The sequence below is a fragment of the Arthrobacter sp. SPG23 genome (genome assembly GCF_000876655.1).
GTDB lineage: Bacteria > Actinomycetota > Actinomycetes > Actinomycetales > Micrococcaceae > Arthrobacter.
This window is the reverse complement of sequence record NZ_JYCN01000013.1, coordinates 128,273-151,806: the sequence shown is the minus strand read 5'-3', so window position 1 is coordinate 151,806 and position 23,534 is coordinate 128,273. Positions and strand designations below refer to the sequence as shown.

Here is a 23,534-nt window from a genome sequence, read left to right as displayed (position 1 = left end):
GTGGGAGGTTAGCGGACGGGACGAAGGTCGTCCGGGTCGCCCCGGTGGAACATGCGGCGGGGTGCAACGCCTTCGAACAGGACCCACACCGTGGAGGCGTCGTCGGTCATCGCGTCAACAATTCCCGACGCCGTGACACGGTTGCCCCGCACAATCGCCACCCTGTCGCCGGGGCGCAGCTCCGACCAGTCAGATTCCTGCCGTACTGGCCCGTCGATTGCTTCTCCCGTTTGGTGCCCGTGCGGAAGCTGCGGGCCTGCGCCGAACAGCCATGCGGAGACGTCGCTGCGCAGCACGAGGTGGGGTCCGCCGGTTGCACTCACGCTGCCCGTAGGCACGTAGTAGCCCCGGCCCGCGCCTGAACCGCCGGCCGCCCTGTCCAGGGCATCAACAAGTCGCCTGGTGAGGTGCCCCTGGGGACCAATCTCCCGGAGCTCGTCGAGCTCTTCCGGAGTGAGCCGTCCCAGCACAGCAGCAATATCGGCCATGATGGATCCCTTCTAGCGGATGGTGCCTGAAGAACCACGCTAGAACCCCGCCATTAACGGCGCATGAAATCGCGACGGCGAACAGAAAACAAGTTCCGCCGGGACAACCGGGGCTTGCCCCGCGTTAAGCGGGTACCACACGATCAAACTGCCTGAACGCCTCCAACGCACGAGCTGCCCGCCCCAACGAAACGAGCCACCCCTGCTAATTGTCCTCACCGGAATTGACGGTGCCGGAAAGACCACCGCTGCACGCGCCGCCGTCGAAGCGGCCCGCCTGGCTGGCGGCAACGCCCTGCTGCTGCGCAACCACGCGGGCCGCCGCAACCTGTCTCAGTGGTCGGAGCGCTCCGGGATTGCCCTCAGCCCCCGTCTGGCGGATGCACTGGAGACCCTGATCCGGACGGCCAACGTTCTGGTGTCCCACGCCCGTGCCCGCAGCTTTTCCGGCCTGGTGGTCATGGACCGTCACCTGTACTGCCAGCTTGCCCTGCGCAGCGTCCGGGGCCTCCCGCCGGGCAGGTTGGTCCCCTGGCTGCTGCGGCGCCTTCCCGCACCGGACATGGTGATCCACTTCGACGTTGCGCCGGAGCAGGCCCTGGAACGTATCCTCCTGCGCGGAACGGACACCGAAACACTCGAGGAGCTGACCGCGCTCAGCAAGGGCTACCGCACCCTTCCGGAGTTCGGCCGCTTCGTCCCCATCGACGCCGGCGGCTCGCAGGACGAGGTACTGGCCGCGCTCACCGCAGCGATCAACACACCGGCCGGCGGCCCCCTCCCCGAAGACCTTGCAGCCGAACGGGATGACCGCTCGGCAGCGAGGGAAGCAGCGTCCCGCCCATAGAATCGCTCTAGGCCAGAATGACGCGGGAGATGCATGAGCAATAAGGCAGTGGGAATCAAGGACGTGGCCGCCGCCGCAGGAGTGTCCGTCACCACCGTCTCCCAGGTCCTCAACAGCGTGGCCTACGCTGGCCTCAAGCTCCGTGCCGAACTGGTTCAGTCCGGTCGGTCAAACGCGGCAGGGGGTATCAGGCGGCCCTGCGCCTGCTGCAGCCCGGGGACCGGCCGACGGCAGTGTTCTGCTTCAACGACCTGATGGCCATGGGCCTGTACCGGGCCGCCGGCAAAGTGGGCGTCAGGATCCCCGACGAGTTGTCGGTGGTGGGCCTCGGGGACCAGGAACTTATCGCCGAGAACCTTGATCCGGCGCTGACCACGGTGCAGCTGCCTCACTACGCGATGGGCGCATGGGCTACGGACCACCTCATTGATGCCATTGAGGGCAAGACTGACCCGGGCGCGTTGGCGGCCCAACCCGCTGTCCTGGAGGGCACGCTGGTTGTTCGGGAATCAGTGGCGCCTCCCCGCTGACCCGCGGTGCTACTCCTTGGGCATAACGATCCACAACGCGATGTAGACCAGCTCCCCCACACCGAACAGGCCGAAGAGCACAAAGCCAATGCGGACGAGGGCTTTTGAAATGCCGAACCGGGCTGCGAGGCCGGCACAGACGCCGGCGATCATTTTGCCATTCCTGGGCCGTACCAATGCTGCACTCATGCGGCCACAGTACCAGCCGGTCTCCGGGTCCGGTCCAGAGTCCCTTGGCCCCCTGTCCAGGTGATGACGGACTAGTCCTGGTGCAGCTGGACGTAGTTTCCGCAGCCGTCGTCCAGCACCACCGACGTGCCCGTGGGGCCCTCGGTCGGTTCCCCCTGGAAGATGACGCCGAGGGCTGCGAGCCGCTTGTATTCAGCCCGCACATCGGGAACGCCGAAAACGATCGCCGGCAACCCGGCGTCGTGCAGGCCGTTCATATAGGTCGCCGCAATGGGATTGTCGCTGGGCTCCAGCAGCAGCCCCAGGGATCCCGAACTGCCCCCGGCGGAGCCGGGATCCTTCACGATGTACAGGTTGTATTCGGGCATGGCCATGAGCGTTTCAAAACCCAGTGTCTCCGTGTAGAAGTGGTGGGCCGCGGCCGGATCCTTGACGTGGATGCTGCACATTTTTAGTCGCATGGTGCCTAGGCTACCGGTGCACGGTGCTGCCGGGAACGGGGCAGGGCAGCCACCCCGGCCGGGTTCCTCCGGGGCCAGCCCATTGACGTCCGGACGCGGCGGGATTCCAATGGAAGTAGCGGAACCAGCCAGCCCGGGCAGGTCCCGTGGGAGGTGGAACGGTGTCTGTCATCACGGAATCGGTCCCCATGGGGCCCTTACAGCTAGCAGTCTGCGCCGCCGTCGTGGTGTGCGGCGTGGCTGGCGCAGTCTATTCGGCGCGCTACCACGCAAGGCGCGACGCCGGACAGATGACCGACGCCGTCTTCTGGGACGGTTTCGCCGGGCTGGTGGTGGTGTTCCCGGCTGTCCTTATCCCCTTCCTGGCATCCCCGTGGCTGGGCCTCGCCGTGGCCTCTCTCGCCACCGCCACTGCCGTGGCCGCGTATGTGTGGAGTCCCCGGGTGATGGCACGGCAGCAAGCGCGGCTCCACGAGGCAGCCGCACAGGCAGAGATCGAAGCCGCGGCCGCGCGGCACCGTACAGTGCTGAGCAGATGGCAGCGCTATGAGCTGGATCCCGCGTGCTGCATTGACTACCCGGACATGACCGATGTGCGCCGGCCGGAGACGGCGGCCCTGATCAAGGCCATGAGGGAGGCTGAACGGATTCGGGCAGTCGAGGCCGCCGGCTACCTTCCCGCCGTCACCCGGCTGGAACATGCCCTGGGCCGCGCGGAAGCCGCGGCGGGAGTGCCGACGAGTTAGGGCCGCGACGTTAACTGGTGTGTCGGGACCATTGGAAAGGCCGGAAGCTGCGGCGGTAGCATCCCATGATGGAGCCTTTAGTCACGGACACACGAGACCAGCACGGCCGGTTGCGATCTGACCGGGGAGCCTGGCGTCAGGCGACAACCCTCGAAGCGGCCGGCGAACTGACCGCGCGGTGGCTTGAATCCCACAGCGAATACCAGCCTGGAACGTTTGCACCCAGCTTCGACGAGGAGACGCGGCCCATCGCTGCTGAACTGGCAGAGATCAACAGGAACGGCCTCTTCACCAAGGAATCCCAGCCGGGCATCCGCAGCGACACCGGCCATGCGCAGAGGCAGTACGTAACCGGCTTCTGCAGCGCCGCGGCCGCAGCCGAACTCATGGCCCTGTCCACCCGGTCCGAGCTCGTCTCCATCGGCCACGCCCCGGGTGAGGTGAGCGCGGCGGCCGTCCCGGTAACGTTCGACGGCGATGCAGTGGTCACCGTCCTCGGGTCCAGTGAGAACCCGGTGGACGAGGACGCACTCCGCGACTGGTCCGAGGAAACCAACGACGCACTGGCCCTGCTCCTCGCGGATTCCTGGTATGTGGAAGTCCTGGACCCGGTGTGGGGCCGGAACGACGTGCTGTTGCCGGAGGTGCTGGCGGCCCTCCGGCAACTGCAGTGAGGACTACAGGTCCACTGTGCCGCTTTCGCCGACGCTCATGCGGCTGTTCGTCACCTTCGACTTGACCCATTGAAGCACCGTGGCAGCCCGGCCGCCCGGGCTGGTCCAGTACTCGGCGGAATCGGAATCAACCCGCAGCAGGACAACCTCAGGAGTGTCGGGGCCGTCCGGGAACCAGGCCTCAACCACCTGGTTCCACATGTCGTGGATCTTCTGCCTGTCGGTGACGATTTCCGCCGTGCCGGCCACGGACACCCACTCGGTGTTCTTGCCGAAGGACACGTTCACCCGCGGGTCGGCACGGACGTGCGCCACCTGGGAAGTTTCCGATGACGTGAAGAACCACATGTCGCCGTCGTCCTTGACTTCCTGGACGGCAAGCGGCCGGCTGACCAGCGCGCCTTCTTCGTTGATGGTGGTCAGCATCCCGATGTGGGAATCGTTGATGATCTTCGTGACTTTGCTGATGTTCTCAGTGTCAGACATGCACTCACCTCGTTCGTGTCGAACGGGGAAATTCCCCGCCAGCCCAGCCTATTAGTAAGTTTGCTTACTTTCAACGACGGGCCGGAGGGTCGGGACGCTAGGGGGTTGCAGCTCAGATACCAGCAGCTCAGATACCCCGCGCCAGGACCTGCCCCTTGAAGAACTCCGGGCGGAGTTTGGCCATGACCAGCATCAGCACCACGCCCAGCAGGATCACGCCCATGCCCAGGATGAACACCAGGCCCACCCCGGCCACGGAGGAGCCGGAACCGTAGGCGGGATCCATGGAGTCATAGGCGGTCTTGAAGAACATGACCAGCAGGATGACCCCGCCCAGCAGGGGCGCCAGGAATTTGAAGAAGAACGCGTGTGCTCCGCTGAACGCCTGGGCCCGGAAGAACCAGACGCAGGCGAGGGCCGTGATGCCGTAGTAGAAGCAGATCATCATGCCCAGCGCGGTGATGGTGTCCCAGAGCGCATTCTCGGAGGTGGTCCGGGTAATGACGTAGAACGCCGCAGCGGCGATGGCTGCCGCAATGGTGGCATAGCTGGGGGACTTGTACGTAGGGCTGATCCGCCCGAACTTGGCCGGCAACGCCTTGTAGTGGCCCATGGAGAGAAGCGTCCGGGCCGGCGACACAAACGTGGACTGCAGGGAAGCGGCCGAGCTGCTCAGGATTGCCAGCGACATCAGGATGGCGAACGGCCCCATCACCGGACCGGCGAGGACGGCGAAGATGCTGCCCTGGTTATCGGGGTTGCCCGCGCCCAGGCCGGTGTCGCCGGTGCCGGCGAACGCCAGGGTGGAGAGCGCCACGGTCATGTAGATGATCACGATCACCAGGACGGTGACCGTCGCGGCGCGGCCGGGGGTCTTTTCGGGGTTCCGGGTTTCCTCGTTCATGGTGAGCGTGACGTCCCATCCCCAGTAGATGAAGATCGACAGGGACACCCCGGCAGCAAAGGAAGAAAAGGAGTCCACGGCGAACGGGTTGAACCAGTCGGGCGAGATGGCTGTGGCATCAAAAGCCGAACCGTTGGCAACATGGCTGAACGCAGCCACCGCAAACCAGCCGAGCACCAGGAGCTGGAACGCCACCAGCACATACTGGACACCCTTGGTGGTCTCCATGCCGCGGTATGAGATCCAGCAGGCCAGCGCAATGAACACCAGCGTTGTGGCGATATTGAGCGGCAGGTTCTTGCTCAGCTCCCCCAGTTCCGGATTGCTGAAGAGCTGGGCCAGCATGAGGTAGAAGAAATCGACGGCGACGGCGGCGAGGTTGGACAGCACAATAATGGTGGCCGCAATCAGTCCCCAGCCGCCCATCCAGCCAATCCACGGCCCGAATGCCCGTGATGCCCAGGTGAAGGAGGTGCCGGCGTCGGGCATGGCGTTGTTGAGTTCCCGGTAGCCGAACGCCACGAGCAGCATGGGAATGAATCCCACCAGGAAGATGGCCGGCAAGTGGACGCCGACCTCGGACACTGTTGGCCCGAGCGCTGCGGTGAGGGTGTAGGCCGGGGCAATGCAGGAGACGCCGATGACGACTGCGCCGATCAGCCCTACGGTTCCGGCCTTCAGGCCTTTGGCACTAATGCCCTTGTGGTCGGTCTGCGATGCCGCGGATGTCGCGTGCTCTGTGGTCATGATGGTGCCTCTCCGGAGGTTTCATTCGACATTGAATGGGTCTGGTGCTTGAGTTCGTAGTCGCTCGGGACCACGATCATGGGCACCGGCAGGGCGCGGAGGATGCGGTTCGCTGTGCTGCCCAGGAAGATGGCACGGCTCCTGGCGAGCCGGCTTGATCCGATCACCAGGACCTCGCCGTCCTCCCAGTCGAGCCTGTCCACGGCTTCCTCGATGCTCCGGCCCTGCGCCACCACGACGTCCGCCTTCGCGGCAACGTGGACGCCCGCGTCTCCGCCGGGAAGGGCGGCGGACACGCGATTGCCGGCATGGCTGCGGGCCGCCTCGGCGACGTCCGGCGACCCGCCGTCGTCGAGCGTCAAAAGCGACACCACCCGCAGGGGCACATCGCGGTTGGACGCCATCGAAACGGCGTAGTCCAGTAGTTCGTCGGCACCGGGGCGGGTGCCGAGTCCGCAGCTGATCCGGGTCAGGGCTTCCCTGCGGTGGTATCCGTGAGGTGCCAACGCCACTGGAACGGTGGCTGCATGGAGCAGCGCACCGGCCACGGATCCGATGGTGAACCGTTTGAACAACCCGTTGCTCGTGGCCCCGATAATCAGCATGTCCGCCTGGAATTCCGCGCACGCATCCATCAGGGTCTGCGCGTCCGACCCCCCTCTGCGAACGTGCCCTTCCGCCGGGACATCGGCCGGAACCAGCGCCAGTGCCTCGTCGAGCCACGCGCGGGCCTGCTCATGGAGCAGGGTTTCGAATCCGGCCTTCGGCGCATGGGCCGCGCTGAACGGCGACACCTCCGGAATGGCGACCATCAGGTCCAGGGCTGCACCACGGCCCCGGGCCAGTGAAACGGCCAGATTTACGGCATCATGGCCTCTGGCATTTGCTGAATACCCCACTACGTACCGCATCTGGCCGTTCCTCTCTTAACTGGTTTCCTACTGCGTGACTGAAGCGCGGTGCGCAACGGCGGCAACCCGGGCGGCGGTCAGCTGACCCATCCGGATGGCGCCGTCGACGTGCTGGTAGCCCTCGGCCGCAAGGTCGGAGGAGCTCCAGTAGATGGGGCCCACGGGCTGGTGCTGGTCCTTGCCGTAGCGGTGCAGGCCGCCGAGGTCGTAGCTGGAGGCATAGGCGCCGCGAGTCCACTCTTCGGCGCCCCAGTCGGACTCGTAGTACACCTCGGGCTCCAGTGCCTTGTCGCCCAGGAAGGCCGCGATTGATTCCAGGATGGTGCGCTTGCGCTCTTCGGCACTCAGCTCGAAGACGGCGTCGGCCTTCTCGTCCGAGACGAAACCCACCAGGGTGCCGCGGGAATCCCCGTGGTTGGTGTTGTCGTACACCTCCTGCACCAGCGAGCCGGCGCTGAAGCACGTGCCGGAGAGCCCCTCCTCGCGCCAGAACGGCGTCTTGTAGACGGCGTGCACCTTGATGACCAGGCCCAGTGACTGGTGCTGGTGCATCTGGTGCTGCCTGCGCGGCAGCGGCGGGTTGAAGGAAACCCGCGAATACAGGTTCGGCGGCACCGCCATGATCACGTAGCGGGCGTTCACCGTGGCCCGTTCGGACACCACGGTGACGCGCGTGCCGCCGTCGGACCCTTCCGTCCAGTTAACGGTGCGCACCGGGCTGTTAAGAACGACGTCGTCACCCAGTTCGCGTGCCTGCAGCAGCGAAACCTCCTGCATGCCGCCCACAACCCGCTTGTCCAGGATGAAGTCCTCGTCCGTGAGGTGGCTGAAGGACCCGGCGGAGGCAGCCATCAGGACTGCCTGCAGCGCGGAAAATGCGTGCGCGGGCTTGGTCAGCATGCCGCCGGCGATGAACAGGCCGATGTTGTTGCATGCCTCCTCATCCGGGGAGTTCTGGCGGAGCCAGTGATGGAAGGAAATGGTGTCCAGTTCCCGGGCCTTGGGATGGGCCCAGGGTTCGGTGGGGCCGATCTCCGCCGCCAGTCCGTCCAGCAGGCCGACCAGCTTGTCCATCTCGGCGGCCGTGGTGTCGCTGACCGGGAAGGAATCCCCGGTGTAGCGGGTCTTCCTGCCGTCGGCGCCGATATAGATCGATTCGCCTTCGCGGTAGCGGGAGTAGGTTTCAAGTCCCAACTCGTCCAGGAGTTCCAACAGCACCGTCTGGTCCGGCGAGACCCACTGGCCGCCGATTTCCAGCATGGCGCCGTCAACGGTGTCCGTCCAGGTGCGGCCGCCTACCCGGTCCCGCGCTTCCAGCACGGCGACGCTGAGGCCTGCCTTCTTCAGTTCGCGGGCTGCGGTGAGTCCCGAGGGGCCAGCGCCTACGACGACGACGTCGCGGTCAAGTTCCAGCATGATGTCCTCTCTGTGGCCGCGGGAGTGATGCGGACCACTAAATGAATGCCATTCATTTAGGAAAACTATAGCGGTTCCAGCTCCGCCGCGGAAGGGGTCAATGGAATAATGCTGGGGACCCAGCCAGCAGAAAGGCCGACGATGCCGGCAGCCGCCCGCCAGAACGCCACATCCCGCACGGACCCCCTCCCCGCAGCAACCCCGCCGAAGCGACGCGCGGGCAGGCCGGCATCGGCCGTACTGGACCAGGCGGTGATCACCGCGGCAGCGCTGCGGCTGATCGGGAAAAGCGGCTACGACGGGCTCACCATGGCGGCGCTGGCACGCTCACTGGACGTGGCGCCGTCGGCCCTCTACAACCACGTGACATCCAAACGGGACGTGCTGGTCCTGGTGGAGGACCACCTCGCGGCCCTGGTGGACGTGTCCGCGTTCGGCCGTGAACCCTGGAACGAAGCCGTGCGGCGGTGGGCGTGGAGTTACCGGGACGTTTTCTCCAAGCACACGCCGCTCATCCCGGTGATCGCGGTCCTGCCGGTGACGGATGCGCCGCAGACCCTGGCCATGTACGAGACCGTCAGCGCAGGGCTGCGGAAAGCCGGCTTCCCCGAGGAACGCATCATCTCCTCGATCGTGGCGCTGGAGTCCTTCATTTTCGGTTCGGCCTTCGACGTCACGGCCCCGGCGGACATCTTCGATCCGGGCAGCATGGCGGAATCAACGCCCAACTTCACGGCGGCCGTCCAGAGCCTCGCCGAACAAGGCCACGAAAAGCCTGCGGACATCGCCTTCAGCCTGGGCCTGGAGGCGTTGATCTCGGGGCTCGGGGCGCTGCGGAATTAGCAATGTTCACCTTTGACCGGACCGACGGCACTACAGCTGTCGAATAGAAGGGTGCTGCAGAAAGACGACGGCCGGACGGAAACCCTCGTGGCCACGTTCCTGAAGATTGCCGGGATGCCGCTGATCGCGTGGGTCCTGGGCCGCTTTATTTTTGGACTGGAAGGGCAGCACCTGCTGGCCAGCGTGATTATGGCCGCTCTCCCCACCGCGCAGAACGTATTCCTCTTCGCCTCCCCCTATGGCCGCGGCATGACCGTGGCACGCGACGTGATCCTCTGCACTACCCTCCTGAGCGTCGGGGCGCTCCTCGTTGTGGCGTGGCTGGTTCACTAGGACGCGGGCCGGAAGGATGACCTTCAGTCACTTGTAATACATGTTTTATACTTGTATCCTAAGCGGGAGGGCAATGCAGCCCCCTTCCTGCTGACGAGGAGCGCCCGCATGAGCACCGTAGATCTCATTCGCCATGTGAAACTTTCCACCGCGAGGCTTCCCCTCTCCGTGCCGATCAGTGATGCGAAAGTATTCACCGGCCGCCAGAAGCCCATGACCGAAGTGGTCTTCCTGTTCGCCGAGATCACCACCGAACAGGGCCACCGCGGCATCGGCTTCAGCTACTCAAAGCGCGCAGGCGGACCGGCCCAATACGCGCATGCCAAAGAGGTGGCCGAAGGAATCATCGGCGAGGACCCAAACGACATCGGCAAGATCTACACAAAGCTGCTCTGGGCCGGCGCCTCCGTGGGCCGCTCGGGCGTGGCCACCCAGGCGCTGGCCGCCATCGACATCGCCCTCTACGATCTCAAGGCCAAGCGCGCCGGGCTTCCCCTGGCCAAGCTCCTGGGCTCCTACCGCGACTCGGTCCAGACGTACAACACGTCCGGCGGCTTCCTGAATGCCTCCCTGGACGAGGTCAAGGCCCGCGCCACCCAGTCCATCGACGAAGGCATCGGCGGCATCAAGATCAAGGTGGGCCTCCCCGACAGCAAAGAGGACCTTCGTCGCGTGGCCGGAATCCGCGAACACCTTGGCTGGGACGTGCCGCTCATGGTGGACGCCAACCAGCAGTGGGACCGCGCAACCGCCCTGCGGATGGGCCGGCAGCTGGAGGAATTCAACCTCATCTGGATCGAAGAGCCGCTGGATGCCTACGACTTCGAGGGACATGCCCACCTGGCCAACGTCTTGGACACGCCCATCGCCACCGGTGAAATGCTGGCGTCCGTGGCTGAGCACAAGGGCCTGATCAACGCCAACGGCTGCGACATCATCCAGCCGGATGCCCCGCGCGTCGGCGGCATCACCCAGTTCCTGCGCCTGGCCGCCTTGGCGGACGAGCGGGGCTTGGGCCTCGCACCGCACTTCGCCATGGAAATCCACCTTCACCTGGCCGCCGCCTACCCCCGCGAACCGTGGGTGGAGCACTTCGACTGGCTCGACCCGCTGTTTAACGAGCGCCTTGAAACCAAGAACGGCCGCATGCTGGTTCCGGACCGCCCGGGCCTCGGCGTGTCCCTCAGCGACCAGGCCCGCGCCTGGTCCACAGAGTCCGTGGAGTTCGGCGCGTAACCTTGATCGCATGAGCCGGAACCTGACCGCGGACCTCGCCGCTGACCTTCGCACGCGCATTGTTGACGGCGTCATTCAGCCCGGCGACAAGCTGCCCAGCGAAAACACGCTGATCGGCGAGTTCGGCGTCAGCCGCACCGTGGTGCGGGCAGCGCTGACCCGGCTGCAGGCAGAGGGATTGGTGGAAACCGAACGCGGGCGGGGCAGCTTCGCACTGACCCCGCCCCCGGCCGGTGATCTGCAGGCTCCCGGCGGCCGCGCCGTGGCCAGTTTCGAGGACCGGCTCCACCTGCTCGAGTTCCGCATGGGCGTCGAATCCGAGGCTGCCGCACTGGCCGCGCGGAACCGGACGGACCGGCAGCTAAGGGCCGTGCAGAAGGCCCTGGAGGACTTCACTTCAAGCAGCGGCCACCCGGCGCATGCAATGAAGGCCGACTACGAATTCCACAAGGCCATCGCCGCCGCGTCCGGGAACCCCTTCTACTCCGACTGCCTTGCCTCACTGGGCCAGACCATGATCGCAATGCCCCGCACCCGGCTGATCACCGGCGACGAACACTACGCCCGCGACCACTTCGACCAAGTGGTCCATGAACACGAATCCATCTACGCCGCCATCGCGGAAGGCGACGTGCCGTCGTCGTCGGCTGCCATGCGCAGCCACCTGGCCAACTCAAGGCGCCGGCTGAAAGCCGGGCGCTAGGGTTACGCCCTTCCTCCGGTCAGCCGGACGTCGACGGCGCCTGGCCGGACCTCCGCAGCATGGCCTCCTCCAGGAGCGCCACCACGGTGTACAGGATGATCGAAACCAGCGTGATCACCACCACCGATGCCCACACCTCGTTGTTCCTTGCCCGGGACACGGCGGAGATGATGGCGTAGCCGATTCCCTTGCCGGTGGCGAGCCACTCCGCCAGCAGCGCGCCGGTGATCGCCCCCGGGATGGAGACCTTCACGGCCGTGAAGAACGCCGGCAGGGACGACGGCAGCGCAACCTTCAACAGTGCAGTCCAGCGTGAGCCGCCGTAGACATCGATCACTTCGATCATGGCCGGGGACGCCGAGCGAAGCCCGAACACAATCGTGACCAGGGCGGGGAAAAGCACCACGATCCCGCCGATGGCAGCAACAGCCGGTTCCTGCCTGCCGAAAATCAGGATGATGATGGGCGCCAGCGCCACAAGCGGCACGGAGCGCAGGAGCATTGCTACCGGCATCAGCGCGCTCTCCACACCACGGAACAACACAAACACCGCGGCAATCACAACGGCTCCCACCATTCCGGCGGCAAACCCCAGGAACGCGTCCACCATGGTCTGGCCGAGGTTCTGCAGGACGGCCTGCCGGTTGGCCTCCGCGGCCGGCACCGAGAACAGGAAGTTGAACACGTCCAGCGGCCCCTTGCCGACGAACGGCGAGATGTTGAAGAGCTTCAGCAGTGCCACCCACAGCAGCAGCACCACGGCCAGGGAAACCAGCAGGCCGGCTACCGCGCGCCCCGCGCCCTTCAGTGCGGCAAGGCCGGCCGCCGATCCCGGCATCACGCTGCCGCCCGGCGTCCGGAGGACCACGGCGTCACGAATCGTGCCAGCAGCGCGAAGACGCCATAGCCGGCGCCGGCGAGCAGCCCCGCCACCAGGGCAACGCCCCATGCCCTGGCGATCTCGAGGTTCTGTTGGGCATTGACCAGCGCCGGGCCGATCCCCCGGTCCACGCCGCCCACGTATTCGCCGAGCACGGCCCCCAGCACGGCGGCCGGGACGGCGATCTTCAACGCGTTCAGGATTCCGGGCAGGGCGGAGATGAGCTGTACCTTGACCAGCTGTTTCAGCCGGCCGCCGCCGTAGACTGCCACGAGGTCCAGGCTTGCCCGGTCCGCGCTCTTGAGTGCGGCCAGCGCACCTACCACGGTGGTGAAGAAGACCGAGATGCCCGCCAGCAGGACGGCCGTGCCCGAGGATTCCCCCCGGGCGGGCGACCCGATAACTATGAACGCCAGCGGCCCGATGGCAACGATGGGCAGGCAATAGCTGGTCACCGCCAGTTGGGTGACCAGCCGTTCCAGTGACGGAAGCACCAGGACACTCGCGGACAGCAGCAGCGCGGCGGCGTTCCCCCACAGGTATCCTGCGGAAGCCTCCGCCACTGTCACCGCCAGGTTGGGCCAGTAAAACCCGACGCCGTCACTCGCCAGCTGTCCCAGGACTTCCGGCGGCGTCGGGACGGCTCCGCCGGATCCGTCCGCACTGGCACCCACTCCGGAAAGCACTGTCGCGGCGGCCAGCCACCAGAGCGCGACGGTGGCCGCAACGCCGATCGCAGCCGAAGCCCATGGCGGCAGCGGCCGGGCCGCCGTCGTACTTAACGGGAACGACCGCGTCATGGTGATTCCACCTCCTCAAGGGGCGCACCGGTGTCGCCGAACAGGAGTTCGGAGGCCCGGTCGCACAGGGCATGGAACTCCGGGGTCCGCATCATTTCCGGTGTCCGCGGCCGGGGAAGGTCCACGGTGATGATCTCCTTGATCCGGCCCGGACGGGCGCTCATCACAGCCACCACATCGGAGAGGAACATGGCCTCCGCGATGCCGTGGGTGACCATCAAAGTTGTGGCGGGCTTCTCCGTCCAGATCCGCAGCAGTTCCAGGTTCAGCCGTTGCCGGGTCATGTCGTCCAGCGCCCCGAACGGCTCATCCAGCAACAGCACCGAGGGCTTAAGCGCCAGGGCCCGGGCAATGGACACCCGCTGGCGCATGCCGCCGGACAACTGGGCCGGCTTCGCCTTTTCAAACCCCTTCAGCCCGATCAGGTCCACCAGGTCGTCCACCATGGCGTGGTCCACGGGGAGTCCTGCCACCTCGAAGGGCAGCCGGATGTTGGACACGACGCTCCGCCAAGGGAGCAGCGCCGGATCCTGGAAGGCAATCCCCAGTTCGTGCCGGGTCCGCAGCTCGGCCGGCGTATGGCCGTCCACCGTGACCTGGCCGGTGGTGGGGGTTTCCAGCCCGGCCAGGATCCGCAGGATGGTCGATTTGCCGCATCCGGAGGGTCCCAGCAGGGAAAGGAACGTTCCCTTGGACGTCATCAGGTTGGCGTCTTCCAGCGCCACGACTCTCTTCCTGCCCATCCGGAAGCTCTTGCCCAGGTTGCTGAGCGATATGCCGGTTCCGGAAAGCAGTCCTCCGGCTACGGCTTCCGTTCTCACTTCAGTCATGCGTCCTACTTCAGGTCCGGGTTTTCGGCATAGACCTCGTCCAGGAGGCTCAGGTCAAAGATCGTTTCTGCGGTGGTGTCGTAGCCGGCCAGCTTGAGGATCTCGATGTTCTTGTCCATCAGCTCCTTGGATACTGTGAACAGGCCGTTGCTGTCCGTCTCCGGCGTGGCGATGAGCTTGGTGTTCTGGGCCTCGGCCTGGCCCTTTTCCTTGTCCATGGTCAGGCCCAGCTCTTTGCCATACACCTCGACGGCGAGCCGGGCAGATTCAGCCGGATCAGCCAGGGCGTCCTTCCAGCCCTTGATGGTCGCCGCCAGGAAGGCCTTCAGCTCCGGCCTCTTGTTCTTGATGGACTCGTCCGTGACCACGAAGCTCTCGGCAACAAAGGGCAGGCCATTGTCCGCAAACGGCAGGACCGCCGTCTTGTGCCCGCCCAGCTCAAGGGTGAGCACTTCGTTGGTCAGGTACGCGAAGAACCCCTCGACGTCGCCGTTCAGCAGTGGCTGCGGATCGTACTGCACCGGCACCTTGGTGACCTTGGACGGGTCGATCTTGTTGACCTCGAGGAGGGCATCGAACAGCGTTTCATTAACGCCGGCCTGGACGCCGATCTTCTTGCCGACCAGGTCCTCCGGGGCGGTGATCGAGTTGGCAGCCAGCGAAACGATCGTGAACGGATTCTTCTGGTACGTGGAGCCGATGATCTTCAGCGGCGCTCCTTCGTTGAGGACCACCGGCGCCACCCCGACGGGCGACGACGTGCCCACCAGCGCCTTGCCGGAGAGGACCATGGTTTCCGCCGAAGCCCCGCCGGGGCCGCCGGCGATCAGGTTGACCGCGCTGAAGCCGGCGTCCTTGTAATAGCCCTTGCTGTCGGCAAAGTACTCACCGGCGAACTCCGAGTTCTTCAGCCACGAAAGCTGGACCTCGAGCGTTCCGAAATCGGCCGCAGCCCCCGAAGCACTGCCCGACGCAGCCGGTGCCGTGGCTCCCGATTCACCTCCGCAGCCGGTCAGCGCCACCAGCGCCGCCGACGAAAATCCTGCAAGCACCATCCGCCGTGATGGGCGCAGCGGGCCTTTTTCCGAACTGAAAGCTGTCATTCGTCTACTCCAAATCGGGAGGCGGTCACATGTACAAGCGGCCCCGTGGGCCGTCTGGCACCGACACTATGGAACGGTTGTTTCAGGAATCAGCCCGAGCCGTTTCAGCGAAGTTAACTGTCGTTTAGCAGGGTGGGGCTGGGCCTCCGAGAGGCAGCCGCCTCAGCTCGGGCGGCTTTTCCCCCTCTTGCGGTCATTTCCCCTGGCGACTCACAGGGGAAATGACCACGCGGCGGGGAGTTACCGGGCCGACAAGGAGCCGGCCCAAGGCTGACGCGCTGTTAAAGCAAAAGAACCCCGGTCCTAAGACCGGGGTTCTTTCATTGCGTGCGCGAGGGGGGATTTGAACCCCCACGCCCTTTCGGACACTGGCACCTGAAGCCAGCGCGTCTGCCGTTCCGCCACTCGCGCGCAACTTCTTTCACCCGACAGGAGCCCGTTTTCCGGACTGCCAGCCTCGTAAAAGCAGCGAGATCAAGCATAACGGACAACCACGGCAAAACACCAATCGGGCCCTGCAGCACTCCCGGCGGGCTGAATCATCCACCCGGACGGGCCCTTGAAACGATGCCGCCGGGCCCGCGTCAGGCCGGGGCGGAAAGAACTATTCTCCCCGCCCCGGCGTTGTGCATTAAGGTCATTCACAGCCCCGCCCAGTAGTATCAGGTGTAGGAGTGCCCGTCCCCGGCGCACTTCCGGCAGTGTTGTGAACTGAGTTCCGAATCGTGTGCTGCCCCGCAGCCGTAAGGAGAGGAGAGGTGCCATGGGAATGCTGGACAAAGTCGAGCGCGGCATCGAAAAGGCCGTCCGCGGTGTCTTCTCCACCGGTTCGCGGGCCCAGGTTGAGCCTGTGGAAATCGCCAGCCGCCTCCGCCGGGAAGTGGACCACAAGGCCATTACCATCGCCGCCGGACGCACCCTTGCACCCAACGTTTTTGATGTCCGCCTCAGCGAAGACGACTTCAAGCGCGCCCAGGAGTGGGGCACACCCCTCGCCGAGGAACTGTGCGATGTGGTGATCAACCACGTCCGCAGCCAGGGCTACACACTCCAGGGCTCGGTCCGCATTTCTTTCCGGCGCGACGGAGAAATCCGCGCCGGAGATTTCGAGATCGATTCAAGGACGGAAAAGGCCTCCGGTTCCGCCGCGGCCCCTCCCGTGCCGCGCAACAACGTGCCGGCCGCGCCCAGCCGCCAGCCGGTGCGGCTTCAGCCGGTCCTGGACATTGACGGCCAGCGCTACTCGCTCAACGCCGCTTCCATCGTGTTGGGCCGGTCTTCGGAAGCCGACATCCTGGTGGACGACACCGGAGTTTCCCGCCGCCACCTCGAAATCCGCACCGCCAACGGCACCACCGAGGCCGTCGACCTGGGGTCCACCAACGGCAGCTACGTCAATGGACGCAAGGTCGTCGGCAGCGTCGACCTGACCGACGGCTCCACCATCACGATGGGACGGACCAAAATTATCTTCCGCCTTTTGCCCGCCAATTCCGGTGGCCGCCCGTGAGCGAACTGACTATTACGGCCCTGCGGTTCGGGTTCCTCCTGCTGCTATGGGTCCTCATCTTCAGCATCGTGTCCGCCATGCGCCGCGACCTGATGATCGGCAGGAAGGCCGCCATGGGCGCCCCCACTGCCCGCCAGGTCCGCAAGCACCCTGAACTGGCGGAGACTGCACCGCCGCCCGCGAAGCAGCAGGCCCGCCAGCTTGTTGTCACGGAAGGTCCGCTCAAGGGCCACACAATTCCGCTCGCGGACAGTCCCATCCTCCTTGGCCGCGCACAGGAGGCCACCTTGGTCCTTGAGGACGACTACGCCTCAGGCCGGCACGCCCGGCTCTTTCCGCAGGGCAGCCGCTGGTTCATCGAAGATCTCGGCTCGACCAACGGCACGTACCTGGCCAATCAGCAGCTCACCCGCGCCCTCCCGGTGGAGCTCGGTGTCCCCGTGAGAATCGGCAAGACGGTCATCGAATTGAGGCCATAGCCGTGGCCGTCCCGGAAACTCCCGCCGACAAGGGCTCCACCCCGACGCGGCCGCTCATCATGCGCTACGCCGCCCGCTCAGATGTGGGACGAATCCGAGCCAAAAACGACGACTCCGCTTACGTCGGCCGGCACCTGGCCATCGTGGCGGACGGCATGGGTGGCCATGCCGGAGGTGACGTTGCTTCAGCGGCGACCGTCCTGGATATGCTCCACCTGGACCACGGAAATTACGACGGCGATGCCGGCACCGTCCTGGCGGACGAGATCCAGACCGCAAATTCCCTCCTGTCCGAACTGGTCCACATCAATCCCAAGCTCGCCGGCATGGGGACCACCGTCACGGCACTCCTCCTCGCCGAAGGCAAACTGCACTTCGCCCATATCGGCGACTCCCGGGCATACCGGCTGCGCAATGGCGAATTCAAGCAGATCAGCGTCGACCACACCTTCGTCCAAAGGCTCATCGACGAAGGCCGGCTGCGCCCTGAGGAAGCGGAAACCCATCCGCACAAGAATGTCCTCATGCGCGTCCTGGGCGACGTCGACGCCAGCCCCGAACTGGACCTCGCCACCCTCGACGTCGAACCCGGCGAGCGGTGGCTACTCTGCTCCGACGGCCTGAACTACGTTGCCGGACACGTCGTGGAGCGCACCGTCCGCGAAACCAAGGATCTGCGCGAGTGCGTCGAAACGCTGGTGGATCTCACCCTCGAAGCCGGAGCGCCGGACAACGTCACGGTGGTCATGCTTGAAATCGCCGAGCAGACCCCCGACGACATCCGCACCGCTGCTGTCGAGATCGTGCAGCCGCCGGCCGCCGCCGAGGACGTCACCAAGGCGGCCGCCCTGGCAACGGCCCAGCCGAACCCGGAGCCTAAAGCAAAACCTGCCGACGACGCGAGCGGCAGCGACACCCGCGGCGAAGACGCCGGCACCGGTCCGGCATCCAAGGCCACTGAGCCCACCACCAGCACGGACCCGCATCTGGGCGAGCACCTCTCTGCCGCCGTCCTCCGTGAGGAACTTTCCATGCGTCCGCATGAGCTCGTCGGCGCAGCCGCCGCCGCCGCCGAGTCGGGGTCCATTCCAACGATTGCCGGCCGGACTGTCGCGCGACGCGCCGCGACCGTCCTCACCCACAAATCGGAGCAGGACCGCGAGGAAACGGACGAGTACAAGCCGGCCGCCAAGCCGCGCCGCTGGGTGACAATCGCCACCGCGGCGGCTCTCCTCGTCATCCTGAGCGTCGGGCTGTGGCTCGGCTATGCCTGGACGCAAACGCGCTACTACATCGGCGAATACGATTCGCGGGTGGCCATCTATAACGGCGTGTCCCAGCGGCTGGGGCCAATTCAGCTCTCAACGCTGGAGACGGTAACGGACATCCGCATGTCCGATCTTCCGGAGTTCTCGCAGCAGCGGGTCCGCCAGACCGTCCCGGCCCGCGACCTTTACGATGCGCAGCGGATCGTCAAAAACCTCGATCTCACCGGAACGACGTCGCCGGCGGAGGAGTGCGCCAGCGCGTCAGCCACGCCCACCGCTGCCTCCCCGTCCGCCTCGGGCGCCGCGCCGGCGCCAAGCGGCACGGCGCCGCCCGGAAAGGCAACGCAGTCCGCAACCCCCCGCCCGTCCACCAACCCTTGCGAGGAGGCCAAGTGACACAGATTGAGGCCACCCCCAAGCCGCGCAGGAACACCGAACTGGCGCTCCTGATCCTTGCCCTTGCCGTGGGCATCGGCGCCAATGCCCTGGTGGGCGTGGACCAGGAAAAAGCATTTGACCAGGATTTCTGGTTCCAGTCCAGCCTTCTCGCTGCCGCCGCCCTGGTCTTCCACGTCGTGCTGCGCGTCCGGGCAAAATATGCCGATCCGGTTATACTTCCGCTGGTTGTGGCCCTTAACGGCCTGGGCCTGGCCATGATCCACCGGCTGGATGCCCCGGGGGACGACACAGGCAACAACCAGCTCCGCTGGACCCTGATTGCCATGGCCGTGGCCATCGCGGTCATCTGGTTCCTCAAAGACCACCGGATTCTCCGGCGGTTTACGTTCATTTCCCTGGCCGCCAGTGCACTCCTGCTGATCCTGCCGCTGATCCCGGGCATTTCCGCTGGTGAAATCCTCGGTGCCCGTGTCTGGATCAAGCTGGGCCCCATGACCTTCCAGCCGGGCGAGATCGCCAAGATTACGTTGGCCATATTCTTCGCGGGGTATCTTTCCTCCAACCGGGACCTGATTCTCCTCGCAGGCCGCAAACTGGGCCCGTTGCAGTTCCCCCGGGTCAAGGACATGGGCCCGATGATCACCGCCTGGCTGGTGAGCATCGGAGTGCTGATCTTCCAGCGGGACCTCGGTTCCTCCGTACTGTTCTTCGGCCTCTTCATTGTGATGATCTACGTGGCCACGAGCCGGATCAGCTGGGTAGTGATCGGTGTGGCCCTGATCCTGGGCGGCGGATATGTGGCCTCCAAGGTCTTCTCACACGTCGGCCTCCGCATCGACGGGTGGCTGAACGCCTTTACGGACGAGGTGTACGGGCGGCAGTTCGGCGGTAGCTTCCAGATTGTGGAAGGACTGTTTGGCATGGCCAACGGCGGCCTCGTGGGCACCGGCCTTGGCCAGGGGCGCCCGAACCTGGTCCCGTTTGCCAACAGCGACATGATCATCGCTTCGTTCGGCGAGGAACTCGGCCTGATCGGGCTCTTCGCGATCGTCCTGATGTACCTCCTGCTGTTCACGCGCGGGTTCCGGGCGGCCCTGGGAACACGGGATGCCTTCGGAAAGCTGCTGGCCTGCGGCCTGTCGTTCGCCATCGCGCTTCAGTGTTTCGTGGTGATTGGCGGCGTGACGCGACTGATCCCGCTGACCGGACTCACCACACCCTTCCTGGCTGCCGGCGGATCCTCGCTGCTGGCCAACTGGATCATCGTGGGGCTGTTGCTGATGATTTCGCACGCCGCCCGTGGCCCGGTGGATACCACGCCCATGCCGCAGGGCGCCGCGCCCGCCGAGGAGAAGCCTGTTCCGCCCTCCCCGCCGCGCCCGGCCAAACAGCCCGGCCGGCAGCCCTCTTCCACCCATCCCGACGCGCCAACTGAAGCGGTGAAACAGCTGTGAACCACGCCATTCGGAATTCATGGATCGCCGCCGTGGCCATGTTCGCGCTGATCTTCGGCGCCCTCAGCTATGTGCAGGTGGTGGGTGCCGACGAACTGCAGGCAAACCCCTGGAACAAGCGCGCCATCCTGCAGAACTACTGCAACGACCGCGGAGCCATCATCGTCGGCGGAAAACCCGTCGCGCAGTCCGTTGCCGCCACCGAAAGCTGTAAGTTCCAGCGCACCTACACGGAGCCCGAACTGTACGCCGGCATCACGGGGTACTTTTCCAAGAACTACGGCGTCACAGGCCTGGAAAGTGCCCTCAACGAGCAGCTCGCCGGCAGCTCGGACCAGCTCTTCCTGGACCGCGTGGGCCAGCTGTTCCTCGGCAACCAGCCGAAGGGCGCCTCGGTGGAACTTACGCTGGACCCTGCGATCCAAAAGCTCGCCTACGACCTCATTCCGGACGGCCAGCGCGGCTCGATCGTGGTCACGAACCCGAAAACGGGTGACATCCTGGCCACGGTCTCCAAGCCGTCCTACGATCCCAACCTGATCGCAACCCAGGACGCGAATGCCGAGGCTGCGAATTTCAACGAGCTGAACAAGGTCCCGGGGATCAACCTGAACCCGAATGTCAGCGGGCCCACCGGTGCACTCCTGGCGCCGGGTTCGGTCTTCAAACTCGTGGATACCGCCGCGGCGCTCAGCTCAGGCAAGTACAACAAGGACAGTGAGCTGCCCAACCCCGCCGAGATGAGCTTCCCCGGCATCCAGTACAAGCTGCCCAACTACGCCGGCGGCAACTGCTATACCCAGAACACGGCCAGCTTCGCGTTCGCCCTTCAGCAGTCCTGCAACACCCCGTTCGCGTCCATTGCCCGGGACCTGGGCCAGAAGGCAATCGCCGACCAGGCCGCGAAGTTCGGTTTCGGCGAGGACCTGGGCGACCAGCTGAAACTGGATTACGCCAAGAAGGCCTTCCCGGAGGAGGAGCTGGACCCGGCCGGCCTCGCCCAGTCCGCCATTGGCCAGCGCGATGTCCGTGCCACTCCGCTGCAGATTGCGCTGATGACGTCAGCCATTGCCAACGGAGGAGTCCAGATGAGGCCCAACCTGATCAAAACGGTACGGTCCCCGGACCTGCGCGTTATCAGCGAACCGAAACCCGAAGTCCTCCGGACATCCACCAGCCCGGAAATTTCCCGGCAGATCACCGAGTGGATGACCAGTGTGGTCAGTGAAGGCATCGGCCGCGGGGCCGCCGTACCGGGCGTCCAGGTGGCCGGCAAGACCGGCACTGCAGAGCTTGGAACCGACGGCTTGAACAATTCATGGTTTACCGGGTTCGCCCCGGCCAACGACCCTCAGGTGTCGGTGACCATCGTCATGCAGGGCGTGGACATCACCACCGGTGCACAGCTAACCAGTCCGAACGCGAAGAAGATTTTTGAGGCGGTGTTGAATAAGTGAGGCCTACATCAGGGATCACACTCGGCGGGAGATTCCAGCTGACCACGCGTATTGCGATTGGCGGGATGGGAGAAGTCTGGAAGGCCAAGGACCTTATCCTTGGCCGGATTGTCGCCATCAAGGTGCTCAAAGAGGAGTACACGGGCGATCCCGGGTTCCTCCAGCGCTTCCGTGCCGAGGCGCGCCACACGGCGCTGCTGAACCATGTGGGCATTGCCAACGTCTTTGACTACGGCGAAGAAGAGGGATCGGCGTACCTCGTCATGGAGCTGGTCCCGGGCCAGCCCCTGAGCAGCATCATTGAGCACGAACAGGTCCTTTCACCGGACCGTACGCTGTCCATGATCGCCCAGACCGCCCGTGCCCTGTCGGTGGCCCACTCCCAGGGGCTGGTGCACCGCGACATCAAACCCGGGAACCTGCTGATCACCCCGGACGGCCGTGTCAAAGTCACCGACTTCGGCATCGCCCGGCTCGCGGACCAGGTTCCGCTGACGCAGACCGGGCAGGTGATGGGCACTGCCCAGTACCTCGCACCGGAACAGGCCACCGGCCAGACCGCCACCGGTGCCTCGGACATCTACTCGCTCGGCGTTATCGGCTATGAGTGCCTCACGGGGCACCGTCCGTTCTCCGGTGAATCGCAGATTGCCATTGCGCTTGCCCAGGTCAATGATGCACCGCCGCCTCTTCCGGAAACACTGCCGACGCCGGTGCGGGCACTCCTGATGTCCATGCTCGCCAAGGATCCCAAGAACCGCCCGGCCAACGCCATCAAGCTGTCCGAGGCAGCGGAAGCCATCCGCAACGGTGACATCGCCACAGCTCACGCCGCAGTTCCCGGAATGCTGCTTTTCGAAGCGGCCACGGGACCGATCACCGCGCCGGTGGACATTCCCACCGCCGCCACCGGCGTCATTGAATCACCCGAAAAGGACAAATCGACGACGGCGACTTCCGCACTTCCGGTGGTCGGCGCTGCGGGTGCCGGCGCGGCGGCTGGGCTTGCGGCGGGTGCAGCCGCTGCCGGGGCCACGGGTCCGCACAGCACACTGTCGCGCGCTGACGCACTGGCTGCGCAACGCAGCTGGGACCAGGAAGAAGAGCAGGACCGGTACGACGAACCGGTGGACGAGCCGGAGCGCAAGGGCCGCAGCCCCTGGACGTGGCCGCTCATCGCCCTCATCGTGCTCGTCCTCTTCGCACTGGTGGGTCTCCTGCTTACCCAGGCTGGCATTTTCTCTCCGTCCGGCCCGGCCGAGTCTTCGGCAACGTCCACCAGCGCCAGGCCCAGCACCACCAGCGCCTCGCCGACGTCCCGTTCGGCCAGCCCCACACCCTCCAGCGCGAGCCCGACGCCCACTCCCACGCAGTCGACTCCGGAGACCATCAACCTGATCCCGGACGCCTATCTGGGCCAGCCGTACAACACAGTCCGCAGCCAGCTCGTCGGCATGGGGCTGACAGTCAAGGGCGACCCGGTCTTCAGCGACGCGGCGGAGGGAACGGTCACCAATATTGAGCCGTCCGGCCCCGTAAACCCCGGGGAAACCATCACGGTCACCTATTCCAAGGGACCGGAACCTGTTCAGGAGTCGTCAGTGCCCGCGATTGGCGTTGGCAGCACCGAGGCCCAGACGCAGAAGGCGATCGAAGCCGCCGGGCTCCGGTGGGTCAAGGGAGCGGACGTACCCGGCAGCACCGGACAAAAAGCCGGGACCTTCGTCAGTTCCGAGCCGGGCGCAGGACAAAAGGTGCCCGCCGGATCCGTGGTGACCTACCACCTCGCCGCTGAACCCGCGCCCACCCCGAGCACGTCGACGACGAACTAACGCGTACC

26 protein-coding genes and 1 tRNA gene are annotated in these 23,534 nt (G+C 65.5%); 15 read left to right on the top strand and 12 right to left on the bottom strand.

Annotated features, from left to right (window positions below; genetic code table 11):
- Positions 1–8: 8 nt before the first annotated feature.
- A complete protein-coding gene (locus TV39_RS22490; protein ID WP_235347299.1) occupies positions 9–488 on the bottom strand; it encodes a hypothetical protein in 480 nt (159 codons plus the stop codon).
- A gap of 277 nt (positions 489–765) precedes the next feature.
- Between TV39_RS22490 and TV39_RS06660 the strand changes: the two genes are divergently transcribed.
- The 3 genes from TV39_RS06660 to TV39_RS21605 are packed head-to-tail and all read left to right on the top strand — an operon-like array spanning position 766 to position 1,865.
- On the top strand, positions 766–1,335 hold the full coding sequence (locus TV39_RS06660; protein WP_326942012.1) for a thymidylate kinase: 570 nt from the start codon (positions 766–768) through the stop codon (positions 1,333–1,335).
- A gap of 33 nt (positions 1,336–1,368) precedes the next feature.
- Positions 1,369–1,590 carry a LacI family DNA-binding transcriptional regulator gene (locus tag TV39_RS22825; protein WP_200890967.1) on the top strand — a complete coding sequence of 74 codons (222 nt, stop codon included), beginning with the start codon at positions 1,369–1,371 and terminating at the stop codon, positions 1,588–1,590.
- Complete coding sequence (locus tag TV39_RS21605; RefSeq protein WP_200890968.1) at positions 1,533–1,865, top strand: substrate-binding domain-containing protein; 333 nt, start codon at positions 1,533–1,535, stop codon at positions 1,863–1,865. Before TV39_RS22825 ends, TV39_RS21605 begins: the two co-directional genes overlap by 58 nt.
- Positions 1,866–1,874: 9 nt before the next feature.
- Here TV39_RS21605 and TV39_RS06650 read toward each other — a convergent pair whose 3' ends face one another.
- Positions 1,875–2,054: a PspC domain-containing protein gene (locus TV39_RS06650; RefSeq protein WP_011689918.1), complete on the bottom strand. Its 180-nt coding sequence runs from the start codon at positions 2,052–2,054 to the stop codon at positions 1,875–1,877.
- A gap of 71 nt (positions 2,055–2,125) precedes the next feature.
- Positions 2,126–2,515: a VOC family protein gene (locus tag TV39_RS06645; RefSeq protein ID WP_043479866.1), complete on the bottom strand. Its 390-nt coding sequence runs from the start codon at positions 2,513–2,515 to the stop codon at positions 2,126–2,128.
- 236 nt (positions 2,516–2,751) lie between these two features.
- Between TV39_RS06645 and TV39_RS06640 the strand changes: the two genes are divergently transcribed.
- Together TV39_RS06640 and TV39_RS06635 are read left to right on the top strand one after the other, a co-directional pair.
- Positions 2,752–3,261, top strand: a complete 510-nt coding sequence (locus TV39_RS06640; protein WP_043479915.1) for a hypothetical protein — start codon at positions 2,752–2,754, stop codon at positions 3,259–3,261.
- A gap of 68 nt (positions 3,262–3,329) precedes the next feature.
- Positions 3,330–3,935, top strand: coding sequence for a DUF6919 domain-containing protein (locus TV39_RS06635; RefSeq protein WP_043479913.1), 606 nt, complete (start codon positions 3,330–3,332; stop codon positions 3,933–3,935).
- Positions 3,936–3,938: 3 nt separating this feature from the next.
- Here the strand turns inward: TV39_RS06635 and TV39_RS06630 are convergent, their stop codons facing one another.
- The 4 genes from TV39_RS06630 to TV39_RS06615 all read right to left on the bottom strand — a co-directional run bounded on the left by TV39_RS06630 (position 3,939) and on the right by TV39_RS06615 (position 8,399).
- Positions 3,939–4,421 (bottom strand): pyridoxamine 5'-phosphate oxidase family protein, encoded by a 483-nt coding sequence (locus TV39_RS06630; RefSeq protein WP_043479863.1) that lies wholly within the window; start codon positions 4,419–4,421, stop codon positions 3,939–3,941.
- 127 nt (positions 4,422–4,548) lie between these two features.
- A complete protein-coding gene (locus tag TV39_RS06625) occupies positions 4,549–6,072 on the bottom strand; it encodes an APC family permease (protein WP_043479861.1) in 1,524 nt (507 codons plus the stop codon).
- Positions 6,069–6,983 (bottom strand): universal stress protein, encoded by a 915-nt coding sequence (locus tag TV39_RS06620; protein WP_043479858.1) that lies wholly within the window; start codon positions 6,981–6,983, stop codon positions 6,069–6,071. The genes TV39_RS06625 and TV39_RS06620 overlap by 4 nt, the downstream gene beginning before the upstream one ends.
- 27 nt (positions 6,984–7,010) lie before the next feature.
- The gene (locus TV39_RS06615; RefSeq protein ID WP_043479856.1) at positions 7,011–8,399 is read right to left on the bottom strand and encodes a flavin monoamine oxidase family protein; all 1,389 of its coding nucleotides are present in this window, start codon (positions 8,397–8,399) and stop codon (positions 7,011–7,013) included.
- A gap of 108 nt (positions 8,400–8,507) precedes the next feature.
- Between TV39_RS06615 and TV39_RS06610 the strand changes: the two genes are divergently transcribed.
- The 4 genes from TV39_RS06610 (at position 8,508) to TV39_RS06595 (ending at position 11,514) form a co-directional block, all read left to right on the top strand.
- A complete protein-coding gene (locus TV39_RS06610) occupies positions 8,508–9,242 on the top strand; it encodes a TetR/AcrR family transcriptional regulator (RefSeq protein WP_043479854.1) in 735 nt (244 codons plus the stop codon).
- Between the two features lie 51 nt (positions 9,243–9,293).
- The gene (locus tag TV39_RS06605) at positions 9,294–9,575 is read left to right on the top strand and encodes an AEC family transporter (RefSeq protein WP_235347298.1); all 282 of its coding nucleotides are present in this window, start codon (positions 9,294–9,296) and stop codon (positions 9,573–9,575) included.
- 108 nt (positions 9,576–9,683) lie between these two features.
- Positions 9,684–10,811, top strand: a complete 1,128-nt coding sequence (locus tag TV39_RS06600; protein WP_043479852.1) for an L-talarate/galactarate dehydratase — start codon at positions 9,684–9,686, stop codon at positions 10,809–10,811.
- Positions 10,812–10,821: 10 nt separating this feature from the next.
- Entirely contained in the window at positions 10,822–11,514 is a 693-nt protein-coding gene (locus tag TV39_RS06595) for a FadR/GntR family transcriptional regulator (RefSeq protein ID WP_043479849.1), read from the top strand.
- A gap of 19 nt (positions 11,515–11,533) precedes the next feature.
- Here the strand turns inward: TV39_RS06595 and TV39_RS06590 are convergent, their stop codons facing one another.
- From TV39_RS06590 to TV39_RS06570, 5 genes are all read right to left on the bottom strand, one after another.
- Positions 11,534–12,352 carry an ABC transporter permease gene (locus tag TV39_RS06590; RefSeq protein WP_043479907.1) on the bottom strand — a complete coding sequence of 273 codons (819 nt, stop codon included), beginning with the start codon at positions 12,350–12,352 and terminating at the stop codon, positions 11,534–11,536.
- The gene (locus tag TV39_RS06585; protein ID WP_052500512.1) at positions 12,352–13,194 is read right to left on the bottom strand and encodes an ABC transporter permease; all 843 of its coding nucleotides are present in this window, start codon (positions 13,192–13,194) and stop codon (positions 12,352–12,354) included. Before TV39_RS06585 ends, TV39_RS06590 begins: the two co-directional genes overlap by 1 nt.
- Complete coding sequence (locus TV39_RS06580; RefSeq protein WP_043479838.1) at positions 13,191–14,024, bottom strand: ABC transporter ATP-binding protein; 834 nt, start codon at positions 14,022–14,024, stop codon at positions 13,191–13,193. The genes TV39_RS06585 and TV39_RS06580 overlap by 4 nt, the downstream gene beginning before the upstream one ends.
- Positions 14,025–14,029: 5 nt before the next feature.
- A complete protein-coding gene (locus TV39_RS06575; protein WP_043479835.1) occupies positions 14,030–15,127 on the bottom strand; it encodes an ABC transporter substrate-binding protein in 1,098 nt (365 codons plus the stop codon).
- Positions 15,128–15,455: 328 nt separating this feature from the next.
- Positions 15,456–15,538 (bottom strand) — tRNA-Leu (locus TV39_RS06570).
- A gap of 352 nt (positions 15,539–15,890) precedes the next feature.
- Here TV39_RS06570 and TV39_RS06565 point away from each other — a divergent pair.
- Genes TV39_RS06565 through TV39_RS06540 form a run of 6 tightly spaced genes read left to right on the top strand, consistent with a single transcriptional unit; the run spans position 15,891 to position 23,526 of the window.
- The gene (locus tag TV39_RS06565; protein WP_043479832.1) at positions 15,891–16,637 is read left to right on the top strand and encodes an FhaA domain-containing protein; all 747 of its coding nucleotides are present in this window, start codon (positions 15,891–15,893) and stop codon (positions 16,635–16,637) included.
- Positions 16,634–17,116, top strand: coding sequence for an FHA domain-containing protein FhaB/FipA (locus TV39_RS06560; RefSeq protein ID WP_011689896.1), 483 nt, complete (start codon positions 16,634–16,636; stop codon positions 17,114–17,116). Before TV39_RS06565 ends, TV39_RS06560 begins: the two co-directional genes overlap by 4 nt.
- 2 nt (positions 17,117–17,118) lie before the next feature.
- Positions 17,119–18,780 carry a PP2C family protein-serine/threonine phosphatase gene (locus TV39_RS06555; RefSeq protein ID WP_043479829.1) on the top strand — a complete coding sequence of 554 codons (1,662 nt, stop codon included), beginning with the start codon at positions 17,119–17,121 and terminating at the stop codon, positions 18,778–18,780.
- On the top strand, positions 18,777–20,237 hold the full coding sequence (locus TV39_RS06550) for an FtsW/RodA/SpoVE family cell cycle protein (RefSeq protein WP_043479827.1): 1,461 nt from the start codon (positions 18,777–18,779) through the stop codon (positions 20,235–20,237). Before TV39_RS06555 ends, TV39_RS06550 begins: the two co-directional genes overlap by 4 nt.
- Positions 20,234–21,694, top strand: coding sequence for a peptidoglycan D,D-transpeptidase FtsI family protein (locus tag TV39_RS06545; protein WP_043479825.1), 1,461 nt, complete (start codon positions 20,234–20,236; stop codon positions 21,692–21,694). Before TV39_RS06550 ends, TV39_RS06545 begins: the two co-directional genes overlap by 4 nt.
- Entirely contained in the window at positions 21,691–23,526 is a 1,836-nt protein-coding gene (locus TV39_RS06540) for a protein kinase domain-containing protein (RefSeq protein ID WP_043479823.1), read from the top strand. Before TV39_RS06545 ends, TV39_RS06540 begins: the two co-directional genes overlap by 4 nt.
- Positions 23,527–23,534: the final 8 nt, after the last annotated feature.

Coding starts and splice junctions, on each gene's coding strand:
- TV39_RS22490 (WP_235347299.1), bottom strand. CDS start 488: ATGGCCGATATTGCTGCTGTGCTGGGACGGCTCACTCCGGAAGAGCTC.
- TV39_RS22825 (WP_200890967.1), top strand. CDS start 1,369: ATGAGCAATAAGGCAGTGGGAATCAAGGACGTGGCCGCCGCCGCAGGA.
- TV39_RS06650 (WP_011689918.1), bottom strand. CDS start 2,054: ATGAGTGCAGCATTGGTACGGCCCAGGAATGGCAAAATGATCGCCGGC.
- TV39_RS06645 (WP_043479866.1), bottom strand. CDS start 2,515: ATGCGACTAAAAATGTGCAGCATCCACGTCAAGGATCCGGCCGCGGCC.
- TV39_RS06635 (WP_043479913.1), top strand. CDS start 3,330: ATGGAGCCTTTAGTCACGGACACACGAGACCAGCACGGCCGGTTGCGA.
- TV39_RS06630 (WP_043479863.1), bottom strand. CDS start 4,421: ATGTCTGACACTGAGAACATCAGCAAAGTCACGAAGATCATCAACGAT.
- TV39_RS06625 (WP_043479861.1), bottom strand. CDS start 6,072: ATGACCACAGAGCACGCGACATCCGCGGCATCGCAGACCGACCACAAG.
- TV39_RS06620 (WP_043479858.1), bottom strand. CDS start 6,983: ATGCGGTACGTAGTGGGGTATTCAGCAAATGCCAGAGGCCATGATGCC.
- TV39_RS06615 (WP_043479856.1), bottom strand. CDS start 8,399: ATGCTGGAACTTGACCGCGACGTCGTCGTCGTAGGCGCTGGCCCCTCG.
- TV39_RS06610 (WP_043479854.1), top strand. CDS start 8,508: ATGCTGGGGACCCAGCCAGCAGAAAGGCCGACGATGCCGGCAGCCGCC.
- TV39_RS06600 (WP_043479852.1), top strand. CDS start 9,684: ATGAGCACCGTAGATCTCATTCGCCATGTGAAACTTTCCACCGCGAGG.
- TV39_RS06595 (WP_043479849.1), top strand. CDS start 10,822: ATGAGCCGGAACCTGACCGCGGACCTCGCCGCTGACCTTCGCACGCGC.
- TV39_RS06590 (WP_043479907.1), bottom strand. CDS start 12,352: ATGCCGGGATCGGCGGCCGGCCTTGCCGCACTGAAGGGCGCGGGGCGC.
- TV39_RS06585 (WP_052500512.1), bottom strand. CDS start 13,194: ATGACGCGGTCGTTCCCGTTAAGTACGACGGCGGCCCGGCCGCTGCCG.
- TV39_RS06580 (WP_043479838.1), bottom strand. CDS start 14,024: ATGACTGAAGTGAGAACGGAAGCCGTAGCCGGAGGACTGCTTTCCGGA.
- TV39_RS06575 (WP_043479835.1), bottom strand. CDS start 15,127: ATGACAGCTTTCAGTTCGGAAAAAGGCCCGCTGCGCCCATCACGGCGG.
- TV39_RS06565 (WP_043479832.1), top strand. CDS start 15,891: ATGGGAATGCTGGACAAAGTCGAGCGCGGCATCGAAAAGGCCGTCCGC.